This window comes from Actinokineospora terrae (assembly GCF_900111175.1).
In the GTDB taxonomy this organism is placed as follows: Bacteria; Actinomycetota; Actinomycetes; order Mycobacteriales; family Pseudonocardiaceae; genus Actinokineospora; species Actinokineospora terrae.
This window is the reverse complement of the sequence record NZ_FOGI01000003.1, coordinates 333,652-348,475: the sequence shown is the minus strand read 5'-3', so window position 1 is coordinate 348,475 and position 14,824 is coordinate 333,652. Positions and strand designations below refer to the sequence as shown.

The following is a 14,824-nucleotide window of genomic DNA, read 5'->3' as shown; positions in this document are numbered from 1 at the left end:
GAAAGGCGCGGCGGAATTGCGCCGCGCCAATTCGCCGGACCGCCCCGGGGTGTCAAGCCCCTAACGGCTGGTCAGCTAGGGGGGCTAGGGGGTTGTCCGGCCAGGACGGTGCTTCCTAGGGTCTGAGTCGTGTTCTGGCCCCGGAATGCCCGCCGATTATCGGCGGCGGGCAGGCGGGTTTTGTGCGCGGACGTCGGCCCTGGAGAAGGTGGCATCGGGTGACTGACGAGAAGAAGTATCTGGAATACCTCAAGCGCCTCACCGCCGACCTGCGCCAGGCCCGCCGCCGACTGCGGGTGGCCGAGGACAGGCCGCACGAGCCGATCGCCATCGTGGGCATGGCCTGCCGCTACCCGGGCGGGGTCACCTCCCCGGAGCAGCTGTGGGACCTGGTCGCGCAGGGGCGGGACGGGGTCTCGCCGTTCCCCACCGACCGCGGGTGGGACGTCGTGTTCGACGACGACCCCGACGCGCCGGGCACCAGTTACGCGCGTGAGGGCGGGTTCGTCCACTCCGCCGCCGAGTTCGACGCCACCCTGTTCGGCATCTCCCCGCGCGAAGCGGTCGCGATGGACCCCCAGCAGCGCATCTTGCTGGAGACCGCGTGGGAAGCCGTGGAGCGCTCCGGTTTCGACCCGCTGTCGTTGCGCGGTAGCCGTACCGGCGTGTTCATCGGTTCGTCGTCTTCCGCTTACGGCGCTGGCCTTCGCGAGTTACCGCCAGGTGCCGAAGGCCACCTGCTCACCGGTAACGCCCCTAGCGTCGTCTCCGGCCGGGTCGCCTACACCCTGGGGCTAGAAGGCCCTGCCGTCACCGTTGACACTGCCTGCTCCAGCAGCCTTGTCGCACTTCACCTGGCTGTGCAGGCATTGCGCGCCGGCGAATGCGATCTGGCGCTGACCGGTGGCGTCACCGTGATGACCTCCCCGGGCATCTTCACCGAGTTCAGCCGCCAGAAGGGCCTAGCCGCTGACGGCCGCTGCAAGGCCTTCGCCGCCGCCGCTGACGGGACCGGGTGGGCCGAGGGCGCGGGCGTGCTGGTCGTAGAGCGGCTCGCCGACGCGAAGGCGCGAGGGCACCGGGTCCTCGCTGTAGTGCGCGGCACGGCAGTCAACTCCGACGGAGCCTCTAACGGACTGACGGCACCCAACGGCCCCTCCCAAGAGCGGGTCATCCGCGCTGCGCTCGCCAACGCCCGTCTTGCCCCGGCCGACGTCGATGCCGTTGAGGCGCACGGCACCGGTACAACCCTCGGTGATCCCATCGAGGCGCAGGCGCTGCTGGCCACCTACGGGCAGGACCGCGACCGTCCGCTGCGGCTCGGATCCGTGAAGTCCAACCTCGGCCACTCCCAGGCCGCCGCGGGTGCCGCCGGGATCATCAAGGTCGTCCAGGCGCTGCAGAACGACCTGCTGCCCAAGACCCTGCACGTCGACACCCCCACCCCGCACGTGGACTGGGCTGCCGGGGCGGTCGAGCTGCTCACCGAGCCGTCGCCGTGGCCGCGCGACCCCGAGCGCCCGCGCCGCGCCGGGGTGTCGTCGTTCAGCGTCAGCGGCACCAACGCGCACATCGTGATCGAGGAAGCCGAACTCGAGCCCGCCGAGGCCGCCCCGGTCGCGCCGCCCGCCGTCGTGGCCTGGCCGGTCGCCGCCCGCACCGGCGACGCCCTGCGCGCCGCGGCGGCCGCTCTGTCCGGTGTGGACGAACGGCCGGTCGACATCGCCTGGTCGCTGGCCACCGGCCGCGCCGGGTTGGAGCACCGCGCCGTCGTCGTCGGCACCTCGGTCGACGAACTCCGCGCCGGTCTCGCCGCCGTCGAGCGCGCCGGGTCCGCGGTGAACGTGATCACCGGGGTCGCCCGCTCCGAGGCAGCCCCGGTGTTCGTCTTCCCAGGTCAGGGCTCGCAGTGGGCGGGCATGGCGACCGGGTTGCTGGCCGGTTCGCCGGTGTTCGCCGCGCGGCTGGCCGAGTGCGCGCACGCGCTGTCGCCGTACGTCGACTGGTCGCTGCTCGACGTCGTCCGCGCGGGCGACCTGGACCGGGTCGACGTGGTCCAGCCCGTGCTGTGGGCGGTGATGGTGTCGCTGGCCGAGCTGTGGCGCTCGGTCGGGGTGACGCCCGCGGCCGTGGTCGGGCACTCGCAGGGGGAGATCGCGGCGGCGGTGGTCGCCGGGGCGCTGAGCCTGGCCGACGGCGCGCGGGTGGTGGCCCTGCGTAGCCGGGCGATCGCCGAGGTCCTCGGTGGGACCGGCGGCATGGTGTCGCTCGCCCTACCGCACGAGGAGGCCGCCACGCTGGTGCAGCGGTGGCCGGGCCTGTCGGTGGCCGCGGTCAACGGGCCGCAGTCCACTGTGGTGTCCGGTGACGTTACCGGGCTGGACGAGCTGTTGGCGCACTGCGAGGACGCGGGCGTGCGCGCGCGGCGGGTGCCAGTGGACTACGCGTCGCACTCCGCACACGTCGAGCGGCTGCGCGACCGGCTGGACTTCGCCGGTCTGACCCCCAGGTCGGCCGAGGTGCCGTTCTACTCGGCGGTCACCGGCGACATCGTCGACACGACCGCGCTCGACTCGGCCTACTGGTATCGCAACCTGCGGGAAACAGTGCGGTTCGACCAGGCCACTTCGGCGGTGCTGGCGGCAGGGCACACCGTGTTCATCGAGGTCAGCCCGCACCCGGTGCTCACCGTCGGCCTGCAGGACACGGCCGCCGTCGCATTGGGCACGTTGCGCCGCGACGAGGGTGACCTGCGCCGCTGGATCACCGCCGTCGCTGAGGCGCACGTCGCGGGTGTGCGGGTCGACTGGTCGGTCTTCGCCGCTGGTGGTGTGCAGGTAGACCTACCGACGTACCCGTTCCAGCGGCAGCACTACTGGCTATCGGCCCCCGTCGTCGCGGCCGAGTCCTGGCGCTACCGGGTCGACTGGAAACCGTTCACGCCCGGACAGGGCGCGATAGGGACCTGGGCCGTGGTGCGGACCGAGGGCGTGGACGGACAGTGGTGCCTTGACGCGTTGGCGGCTAGAGGCGTCGAAGCGGTCGAGATCGTGCTCGCGGACGATGACCTTGACCGGTGGACGTTGGCCGAACGCATGCGCGAGGTCGGTTACCCAGACGGTGTGGTGTCCCTGCTGGCGTTCGACGACCGACCGCACATCGACGACGACGCGGTCACGGTCGGCGTCGGTGGCACCCTCACGCTCGTTCAGGCTCTCGGCGACGCTGGGGTAACCGCGCCGCTGTGGTGCGTCACGCGCGGGTTGGACGATCCGGTTCAGGCGCAGGTGTGGGGCCTGGGTCGGGTCGCGGCGCTAGAGGTTCCAACGCGGTGGGGTGGGCTGGTTGACCTGCCTTCCGGAGGCGACCCCGCCGCGCTGGTAGCCGCGCTGGGTGGCAGCGAGGACCAGGTATCCGTCCGTGGGTCGAGTGTCTTCGGCCGCCGGTTGGAGCGATCGGCCGAGCCACGCGCCACGGCGCCGCTAAAGCTGGCTGGACCCGTGCTGGTCACCGGCGGCACTGGGGCCTTGGGTGCCTCGGTCGCACGATGGCTGGTCGGTAGGGGTGCCTCCGTCGTTCTGGCCAGCCGTCGCGGGATGGACGCCCCGGGCGCGGCAGAGCTATCGGCTGAGCTGGGTGCACCGGTCGTGGCGTGCGATGTCGCTGACCGGGCGTCGCTAGAAGCAGTCCTGGCAGCACACCCCGTGGTGGGTGTCGTGCACGCCGCCGGGGTGGACCACTCGGTGCCGCTGGACGAAACGGACGTTGCCGAGTTCGCGGACGGGCTGCGCGCGAAGGTCCTCGGCGCCGCCAACCTCGACGCACTCCTGAGCGACGCCGAACTCTTCGTCCTCTTCTCCTCGATTGCCGGAGTCTGGGGTAGCGGCAACCAAGCCTCTTACGCCGCCGCGAACGCCTACCTCGACGCTCTCGCTGAGTCTCGGCAGGCACGCGGCCTGAAGGCGACCTCTATCGCCTGGGGAGCCTGGGCGGACGCCGGTATGGCAACCCGAGGCGGTGCGGGCGAGTACCTCAGGCGCCGGGGCATCAACCCGATGTCGCCGCAGCGCTGCCTCGCCGGTCTGGCCGCCGCGGTCGACGCGGGCGAGACGGCCGTGACCATCGCCGACATCGACTGGACCAGGTTCGTCCCGACCTTCACCACCTCGCGGCCCAGCCCGCTGCTCGCCGCGTTCGCGCCGGACGTCGTCGTCGCCTCGGACGTGCCCGCGGGGGCGCCGCTGGTCCGGGCGCTGGCCGACCGCACCCCGGCCGAGCGGCGGCGGCTCGTCGTGGACGCCGTGCGGCACGAGACCGCCGTGGTCCTCGGCTATTCCGACCCGGTCGACTCCGACCGGCCGTTCAAAGACCTGGGCGTCGACTCGGTCACCGCCGTCGAGGTCCGCAACCGGCTCACCGCCGTCGCCGGGATCGCGTTGCCCGCCACCGCGGTTTTCGACTACCCGAACCCGGTCGCACTGGCTGACTTCCTGCTCGCCGAACTCCACCCGGAGGACACCACCACCGCGAGCGCGGTGACCCGGGTCGGCCACGCGGAATCGGACGGGGTGGCCATCGTCGGGATGAGCTGCCGTTTCCCGGGCGGCGTGGACAGCCCCGAGGCCTTGTGGCGGCTGATCCGCGACGAGGTCGACGGCGTGTCCGTCTTCCCGACCGACCGCGGCTGGACCGTGGACGGGCCGTACGCGCCGGAGGGCGGGTTCGTCTACGACGCGACCACCTTCGACGCGGACCTGTTCGGGATCTCCCCGCGTGAGGCCGCCTCGATGGACCCGCAGCAGCGGGTGCTGCTGGAGGCCGCGTGGGAGGTGCTGGAGCGCGCCAACATCGACCCGTACTCGTTGCGCGGCACCGATACCGGCGTGTTCGTCGGCGCCTCGGCTTCCGGCTACGGGGTCGGGATGAACACGGCAGGCGGGTCCGAGGGGCACTACCTGACGGGCACGTCCAGCAGTGTCATGTCGGGCCGGGTCGCCTACACCTTCGGGCTTGAGGGTCCGGCGGTCACTGTGGACACTGCCTGCTCGTCCAGCCTCGTCGCGCTGCACCTGGCGATGCGGGCGTTGGCGGCGGGCGAGTGCGGGATGGCACTCGTCGCCGGGGTCGCGGTGATGACCAGCTCGGACATCTTCTCCGAGTTCAGCCGCCAGAACGGGCTCGCCGGTGACGGGCGGTGCAAGTCGTTCGCGGGTGCCGCGGACGGGACCGGCTGGGGCGAGGGGGTCGGCGCGCTGCTGGTCATGCCGCTGGCCGAGGCGCGGCGGCAGGGGCGCGACGTGCTGGCCGTCGTGCGCGGGTCCGCGGTGAACTCCGATGGCGCGTCGAATGGCCTGACAGCGCCGAATGGGCCTTCGCAGCAACGGGTGATCCGGGCGGCCCTGGCGTCGGCCGGGCTATCCGCGTCCGATGTGGACGTTGTCGAAGGGCATGGGACGGGGACCAGGCTCGGCGATCCCATCGAGGCGCAGGCGGTGCTGGCGACCTACGGCCAGGACCGGGCCGAGCCGCTGTGGCTGGGGTCGCTGAAGTCGAACATCGGCCACACGCAGGCCGCGTCCGGCATGGCCGGGATCATGAAGATGGTCATGGCCATGCGGCACGGGGTCCTGCCGCGCACCCTGCACGTGGACGAGCCCACCCCGCACGTCGACTGGACCGCCGGTGCGGTGGAACTGCTCCGCGAGGCCCAGCCGTGGCCTGCCGGGCGGGTGCGCCGGGCGGGCGTGTCCGCGTTCGGGGTCAGCGGGACCAACGCGCACGTGATCATCGAGCAGGCGCCGGAAGGCACTGAGGAGTCCAGCCGACCCGCCGTCGTGGCGCCCTGGGTGGTGTCCGGCAAGACCGAGGCAGCACTCGACGCCCAGCTAGGCGCGCTGAATGCCTTGTCGCAGAACGCTTCCGACGTAGCCCATACCTTGGCGGTCGGCCGGGCGGCGTTGGGGCACCGGGCAGTCGTGCTCGACGGCGACACCGTCGCGCGCGGGATCGCCGAGCCGCGCAGGCTGGGGTACCTGTTCACGGGGCAGGGTTCGCAGCGGCCGGGGATGGGCGAGGAGCTGCGGTCCGCCTACCCGGTGTTCGCCGAGGCCTACGACGCCGTCGTCACCCGGGTGCCGTTCGGGGACGACCTCGACCAGACCGGCAACGCCCAGCCCGCGCTGTTCGCGTTGCAGGTGGCGCTGTTCCGGCTACTGGAGTCGTGGGGGCTGGCGCCGGACCTGGTCATCGGGCACTCGATCGGCGAACTCGCGGCTGCCCACGTCGCCGGGGTCCTCTCGCTGGACGACGCATGTGCCATGGTCGCCGCGCGGGCTCGGCTCATGCAGGCCCTCCCGCTGGACGGGGCGATGCTGGCGGTCGAGATCTCCGAGGCCGACCTGGCGATCGCGTTCCCCGATGGCCTGCCCGCGGGCGTCGACCTGGCGGCGGTCAACTCGGATCGTTCGATTGTCCTATCGGGGGATCGTGGGATTGTTGAACAGTTGAATCGTAGTTTTGGTGAACAATCCCGGCGCACGAAGTCCCTGCGGGTCTCGCACGCCTTCCACTCGCACCACATGGACGCGATGCTCGCCGAGTTCGCCCAGGTCGCCGCCACCGTGACCTACCACGAGCCGGTGATCAGGATGGTCCCCACGGCGACAGGGGCCAGGGTTGACGCGGCCGAGTACTGGGTCCGGCAGGTCCGCGAGACGGTGCGGTTCGGCGACGCGGTCGCCGGGCAGGTCGCCGACTTCGTGGAGCTGGGCCCCGATGGGGTGCTGAGCGCCCTCGTCGAGGGGCACGCGGCGCCGGTGCTGCGGGCAGGCCACGGCGAGGTCGAGAGCGCGGTCCGGGCCCTTGCCGGGGTGTGGGTGCGTGGCACAGAGGTCCGCTGGGCGGACGTCATCGGCGGCGGCGTGCCCGCGGACCTGCCCACCTACCCGTTCCAGCGGCAGCGGTTCTGGCTGGACACCTTCCCCGCGGTCATCGAGGGCGCTGACGACGAGCGCGCGTTCTGGGCGGCGGTCGAACACGGGGACGTCAGCGCGCTGGCGGCCAGCCTCGACCTGGAGCAGGACACCCTCGACGCCGTCCTGCCCGCGCTGACCGCGTGGCGGCGGAGCAGGGGCGACCGATCCACTGTGGACTCATGGCGGTACCGGACCACCTGGACCCCGGTGCAGGAGCCGGAACGGGCCGACCTCGGCACCTGGCTGGCCGTCGCGTGCCCGCAGGACGTCCGCGACGCCCTGCGCGGGCACGGCGCCGAGGTCGTCGAACTCGACCTCACCGGCGACGAGACCGACCGCTGGAGCCTCGCGCAGCAGGTCTTGGGCGAGTTCGACGGCGTCATCGCGGGCACCCTCAGCGGGGCGCACCCCGAGTACCCGGACCTCCCCGCGGCCTTGGCGCTGCCGGTGCTGCTCATCCAGGCGCTCGGCGACGCGGGCAACACCGCCCCACTGTGGTTCGTGACCAGGGGAGCCCAGTCCGTTGGACGGGCTGACCAGCCCGTGGACGCCGACCAGGCCGCGCTCTGGGGCCTGGGCCGGGTCGCCGCCCTGGAGTTCCCCGGCCGCTGGGGCGGGCTGGTCGACCTCCCCGACACGCTCGACTCCCGCGCAGCCACCCGCCTGGTCGCCACCGTCACCCACGTAGAGGACCAGGTCGCCATCCGCGGCTCCGGCGTCTACGCCCGCAGACTCACCAGAGCGACAGCGGGCGCGGCGAACCCCTGGCACGCAGAGGGAACCGTTCTCATCACCGGCGGTACCGGCGCCCTCGCCGCCCGCGCCGCCGACCTGGCTCTCGACCGGGGTGCCGAACACCTCCTCCTGCTCAGCCGCAGCGGCCTCGATGCCCCGCGCGCGCAGGAACTCCTGGCCAGGCACGGCGACCGCGTCACCATCAAGTCCTGCGACATCGCCGACCGCGAAGCCCTGGCCGACGCCATCGCGGGCCACGGCGTCACAGCCGTCCTCCACACCGCGGGCATGGTCGAAGCCGTACCGCTGGGCGAGACCGGCCTCGGTGAGTTCGCCGACGTCCTGCGCGCCAAGGCGACCGGCGCCAAGAACCTGCACGAACTCCTGCCCGCCGCCCACCTCGTCCTCTTCTCCTCCATCGCCGCCACCTGGGGAAGCGGCAACCAGGCCGCCTACTCCGCCGCGAACGCCTACCTCGACGGCCTCGCCGAGCACCGCCGCGCCCGCGACCTCCCCGTCACCTCCGTCGCGTGGGGACCGTGGGCCGGTGACGGCATGCTGGTCACCGAGGACGCCGAGGAGTACCTGCGCCGTCGCGGACTGTCCGCCATGGACCCCGAACTGGCCGTCGCGGCACTGGCGAAAGCCCTCGACCACGGCGACACCACGGTCACCGTCGCCGACGTCGACTGGTCCCGGTTCACCCCGGCGTTCACCACGTCCCGCCCCAGCCCGCTGCTCGCCGAGTTCACCGAGCAGGCCGCCGCGCCCGAGGTGAAGCCAGTCGACCCGGGCGACTTGCTCACGCTCGTCCGCACCAGCGCGGCCACCGTCCTCGGTCACCGCGACGCCGAGGCGATCGAGCCGACCCGCCCGTTCAACGACCTCGGGTTCGACTCGCTCACCGCCGTCGAACTGCGCGACCGCCTGGTCAACGCCACCGGCCTGCCGCTGCCCGCCACCCTCGTCTTCGACTACCCCACCGCGAAAGCGCTCGCCGACCACCTCGCCGGTGACCTGCGCGCGCCAGAGCAGGAACCCACCACATCGGACCCCAACGAGCCGATCGCGATCATCGGCATGGCCTGCCGCTACCCCGGTGGCGTCAGCTCCCCGGACGACCTGTGGGAACTGGTGCGCACCGGCGCGGACGGCATGGGGCCCTTCCCGACCGACCGGGGTTGGTGGCTCGACGGCCTCTACGACCCCGACCCGGACAACCCCGCGTCGTCCCACGCCCACGAGGGCGGCTTCCTCTACGACGTGGCCGACTTCGACGCCGCGCTCTTCGGTGTGTCCCCGCGTGAAGCCGTGGCGATGGACCCGCAGCAGCGCCTGCTGCTCGAGGCGTCCTGGGAGGCCTTCGAGCGCGCGGGCATCAACCCGTTGTCGCTCAAGGGCTCCAGCACGGGGGTCTTCGCGGGCACCAACAGCCATGACTACATCTCGCTGCTCGCCGAGGCCCCGGAAGGCAGCGAGGGCTACCTGGCGACGGGCAGCTCGGCGAGTGTCGTCTCCGGTCGCGTCGCCTACACCTTCGGGCTTGAGGGCCCGGCGGTCACTGTGGACACGGCGTGCTCGTCCAGCCTGGTCGCGCTGCACATGGCGGTCCGGGCACTGCGTGGCGGTGAGTGCGACATGGCCGTCGCGGGTGGCGTCGTCGTGATGTCGACCCCAGGGGTGTTCACCGAGTTCTCCCGCCAGAACGGCGTCGCACCGAACGGGCGCTGCAAGTCCTATGCGGACGCCGCCGATGGGACCGGGTGGGGCGAGGGCGTCGGTGTCCTGGTCGTCGAGCGGCTCTCCGCTGCCCGGCGCAACGGGCACCGAGTGCTGGCCGTGGTCCGCGGCACCGCCGTCAACTCCGATGGCGCGTCGAACGGCTTGACCGCGCCGAACGGGCCGTCGCAGCAGCGCGTGATCCGGGCGGCGCTCGCCGACGCCGGACTCACCACATCCGATGTGGACGTCGTCGAGGGCCACGGCACCGGAACCCGGCTCGGCGACCCGATCGAGGCCCAGGCACTGCTGGCGACCTACGGCCAAGAGCGGGAGACGCCGCTGTGGCTGGGGTCGGTGAAGTCGAACATCGGCCACACGCAGGCCGCGTCCGGCGTCGCGGGCGTGATCAAGATGGTGCAGGCGATGCGCCACGGCCTGCTGCCGCGGACCCTGCACGTCGACACCCCCAGCAGCCAGGTCGACTGGACCGCCGGTGCCGTCCGGCTCCTCACCGAGCCCGTCAGCTGGACGGACCAGGGGCGACCGCGTCGAGCGGGCGTGTCGTCGTTCGGTGTCAGCGGCACCAACGCCCACATCGTGCTGGAGTCGTTCTCCGACACTGAGAAACCTGCTCCGGTCGAACGCCCGAGCGTGCCGTGGGTGCTCTCGGCGGACTCGGCCGAAGCGCTGAGGGAACAGGCCACCCGTCTGTCCACCGCGGAGGCGAACTCGGTCGACATCGCTTGGACGCTCGCCACCACCCGGGCCGCGCTGCCCTACCGAGCCGTGGCCTTCGGCGAGGATGGCCTGCGGGCACTCGCGGACGGCAGGCAGCCTGTCGGCACGGCCAAGTCCACCGGGCCGGTGTTCGTGTTCCCCGGCCAGGGCTCCCAGTGGATCGGCATGGCGGTCGACCTGCTCGGCGAACCGGCGTTCCGGGACCGGATCGAGCAGTGCGAACGCGCGCTCGCCCCGCACGTCGACTGGTCGCTGCTCGACGTCCTGCGCGGCGGTGACCTCGACCGGGTCGACGTGGTCCAGCCCGTGCTGTGGGCGGTGATGGTGTCGCTGGCCGAGCTGTGGATCTCCGTGGGCGTCCGGCCCGCCGCCGTGCTCGGCCACTCCCAGGGCGAGATCGCGGCGGCTGTCGTCGCCGGTGGGCTGACGCTGGAAGACGGCGCCCGCGTCGTCGCGCTGCGTGCCAAGGCCATCGCCGAGCTGCTGTGTCCGCAGAACTCCCCGCTCAGCGACATGCACCGCCAGTGGGAGGACTGCTGCGGGCTCGGCGGCGTCGAGGGCGGCATGGTGTCGCTCGCCGTCCCGCACGCCGACGCACGACGGCTGATCGAGTCCTGGCCGACCCTGTCCGTCGCCGCGGTCAACGGCCCGCTGTCCACAGTGGTGTCCGGCGATGTCGAGGCGCTGGAAGAGCTGCTGGCCATCTGCGCCCACTGCGACATCAGGGCCAAGCGCATCCCGGTCGACTACGCCTCGCACTCCGCCCACGTGGAACGCGTCCGCGACCGCCTGCTCACCGACCTCGCCCCGATCATCCCGGTCACCGGCACCATCCCGTTCCACTCCGCGGTGACCGCCGCCGCGCTTGACACCGCGAGCCTCGACGCAGGCTACTGGTACGACAACCTGCGCGACACTGTCCTGTTCGAACAGTCGGCCGGAGGTCTGATCGACGCGGGCCGAACGGTGTTCCTTGAGGTCAGCGCCCACCCGGTGCTCACGGTCGGCCTCCAGGAGACGCTCGACGCGAAGGACGCCACCGGAACGGTTCTGTCCACTTTGCGCCGCGGCGAACCCGGCCGCTGGCTGACCGCGCTCGCCGAGGCCTACGTGGCGGGTATCGACGTCGACTGGACCGAGGTCCTGCGCGACTGGGGCGGCCGGGTCGTGGACCTGCCGACCTACGCCTTCCAGCGCCGCCGCTACTGGCCGAAGCCCGGCACCAGCACGGACGTCACCGCCGCGGGCCTCGTCGATGCCGCACACCCGCTGCTCGGCGCCGCCGTCCCGCTCGCCGGTGACGAAGGCACTGTGTGGACCGGTCGGTTGTCCCTCGCGACGCACCCGTGGTTGGCCGATCACGCGGTCAACGGCGCGGTACTGCTGCCGGGAACCGCGTTCGTCGACCTCGCCCTGCACGTCGGCGCGCACGTCAGCGAACTGACCCTGCGCGCCCCGCTCGTCCTGCCCGAGCGCGCCGCCATCCACCTCCAGGTCCGCAGCGACGGCACCGACCTGACCGTCCACTCACGACCTGAGGCGGGCGGTGAGTGGACCACCCACGCCACCGCGACTCTCAGCGACAAGGCCATCACCCCGGAGCCGCTGGCATGGCCGCCGACCGGTGAGCCCCTGAACACGGAGGGCTTCTACGCCGCCCTGGCCGAGGCGGGATACGGCTACGGCCCGACCTTCCAGGGCCTCACCGCCGCCTGGAAGTCCGGCGACGACGTCTACGCCGAGGTCGAACTGGCCGAACCGGGCGCCTTCGGCGTGCACCCCGCCCTGCTCGACTCCGCGCTCCACGCCGCCTCCCTCGGCGGTCTTCTCGGCGGTGGCACCCTGCTCCCGTTCGCCTGGACCGGCGTCACGTTGCACGCCACCGGCGCGACCGCCCTGCGGGTGCGGATCAGCCCGCTCGGCGCCGACACCATCGCCGTCACCGCGACCGACCCGCACGGCACGCCCGTGATCACCATCGAGTCCCTCGCGCTGCGCCCCTTCGCCGCCGCCCGCGACACCGAGTCCCTGTTCCGCGTCGACTGGGTCCCCGTCACCACTGGCGACGCAGTCGAGTTCACCACCTTCGACGACCTGACCGATGGCCCGGCCCCGGCGCACGTCCTCTGGTCCCCGGCGGCGTCAGACCCGGCAGCCGCGGCGCAGGAAGCCCTGGTCAAGGCCCAGGACTGGGCGATCGACGAGCGTTTCGCCGACTCCCGGCTGGTCCTGCTCACCCACCACGCGGTGGGCACGGCCCCGGGCGAGGACGTCCGCGATCTCGCTGGAGCGGCGGCTCATGGCCTGTTCCGCTCAGCCGTGAGTGAGAACCCCGGCCGCTTCGGGATTGTCGACCTCGACGACCACCCGGACTCCAGGCCCGCGCTCGCTGCCGCACTAGCCGTAGACGAACCCCAGGTCGCCATCCGCCGCGGCCAGGTGCTCGCCGCTCGGCTCGCCCGCGCCACCGCGCCCGACCTGGATCCCAGGCCCGGGACCAGGCTCGACGTGCTCGGCGACCGCACCATCGACAACCTCGCGTTCGTGCCGGACCCGTCGAGGGGCCTCGGCCCGAACGAGGTCCGGGTCGCGATGCGGGCCATGGGCGTCAACTTCCGCGACGTCGCGATCACCCTGGGCCTGGTGCCCGACCAGCAGGGCATGGGCACCGAGGGCGCGGGCGTCGTGCTCGAGGTCGGTACCGGGGTGTCCGATGTGGAGCCGGGTGACCGCGTGTTCGGCGTGTTCACCACGTGCTTCGGTCCCGAGGCCATCACCGACCGCCGCGCGCTCGCCCGGATGCGTCCGCAGTGGAGCTTCGCCGAGGCCGCTTCCGTTCCCACGCCGTTCCTCACCGCGTACTACGGCCTGGTCGACCTGGGCGGCATGGCCGAGGGCGACGTGGTGCTGGTGCACGCGGCCTCCGGCGGTGTCGGGATGGCGGCGGTCCAGCTGGCCAGGCACCTCGGTGCGGAGCCGTTCGGCACCGCGAGCCCGGCCAAGTGGTCGGCGACCGGACTGGACGACGCGCACCTGGCGTCCTCGCGGTCGCTGGACTTCGAAGGCCGACTGCGGCACGCCACCTCCGGCCGCGGGTTCGACGTCGTGCTCAACTCCCTGGCGGGCGAGTACGTCGACGCCTCGCTGCGGCTGCTCGCCGATGGCGGCCGGTTCATCGAGATGGGCAAGACCGACATCCGCGCCGGACTCCCCGGCTACCGGGCGTTCGACCTGGTCGAGGCCGGTCCGGACCGGTTGGGCGAGATCCTGGCCGAGGTGCTGGCCCTGTTCGACCGGGGCGCGCTCGACCTGCTGCCGATCACCGGGTGGGACCTGCGGCAGGCGCCCGCCGCCTTCCGGCACATCGCGGGTGCGCGGCACGTCGGCAAGAACGTCCTCACCCTGCCCGCCCCGATCGACCAGAGCGGCACGGTCCTGATCACCGGCGGCAGCGGCGTCCTGGCCGGGTTCCTCGCCCGGCACCTCGTCGACGTCCACGGGGTGCGGGACGTGCTGCTGGTCAGCCGCTCCGGCAACGCCCCGGCCGACATGCCCGAGCAGGCCCGCGCGATCGCCTGTGACGTCACGGATCGCGAGGCCCTCGCCAAGGTGCTGGCGGACGTGCGGCTCACCGGTGTCGTCCACGCCGCCGGGGTTCTCGACGACGGTGTGCTCGGCTCCCTCACCCCGGACCGCCTCGCCGCCGTGCTGCGCCCGAAGGTCACCGCCGCGCTCCTGCTCGACGACCTGACCGCGGCCCACGACCTGGCGTTCTTCGTGCTCTACTCGTCCGCTTCGTCCACTTTGGGCACCGCGGGCCAGGCCAACTACGCGGCCGCCAACGCCGTGCTCGACGCCCTCGCCCACCGCCGCCGCGCCCGGGGCCTGCCCGGGCAGTCGCTCGCGTGGGGACTGTGGGAGCAGGCCAGCACCATGACCGGGCACCTCGGTCAGGCGGCCAAGGCCCGCGCGGGCGCGACGATCACCGCCGAGCAGGGGATGGCGCTGTTCGACGCGGCGATCTCCCTGCCGGACGCGCACCTGGTGCCGATCAACCTCGACCTCAAGGCCGTCCAGGACGTGCCGCCGTTGCTGCGCGGTCTGGTCCGGCCGAGTGCCCCGACCCGGGCGCGGGCCGGGGCCGCGAAGCCGGTCGACCTGGCCGAGCGGCTGACCAGGCTGCCCGAGCCGGAGCAGCGCCGGACCTTGCAGGACATCGTCCGCGACCACGCCGCCGCCGTCCTCGGTCACGGGGACGCGGGCGCGGTCGGTCCCGAGCGCGCGTTCAAGGAACTCGGGTTCGACTCCCTCACCGGGGTCGAGCTGCGCAACCGGCTCGCGGGCGCGACCGGGCTGCGGTTGCCCGCCACGCTCGTGTTCGACCACCCGACACCGGTCGACCTCGCGGACCGGCTGTGGGGGGACCTGGTCGGCTCGGGTGACCCGGACGCCGCCGCCATCGCCGACCTCGACCGTCTCAGTGCGACAGTGGCCGCGCTCCCGGTGGGGGCCTTGGCCGACAGCGCGATCGCGGACCGCTTGCGGGCGTTGCTGGAGACCGTGACCGGCGGCTCAGGGGTGGCCGGTCGGCTGGAGTCGGCCTCCGCCGACGCCGTCTTCGACTTCATCGACAAGGAACTCGGCGTGTCGTGACA

1 protein-coding gene is annotated in these 14,824 nt (G+C 72.6%); it reads left to right on the top strand.

Going from position 1 to position 14,824, the window contains the following annotated elements:
* Positions 1-218: 218 nt before the first annotated feature.
* Positions 219-14,822 (top strand): type I polyketide synthase, encoded by a 14,604-nt coding sequence (locus BMY07_RS34825; protein WP_218150619.1) that lies wholly within the window; start codon positions 219-221, stop codon positions 14,820-14,822.
* Positions 14,823-14,824: the final 2 nt, after the last annotated feature.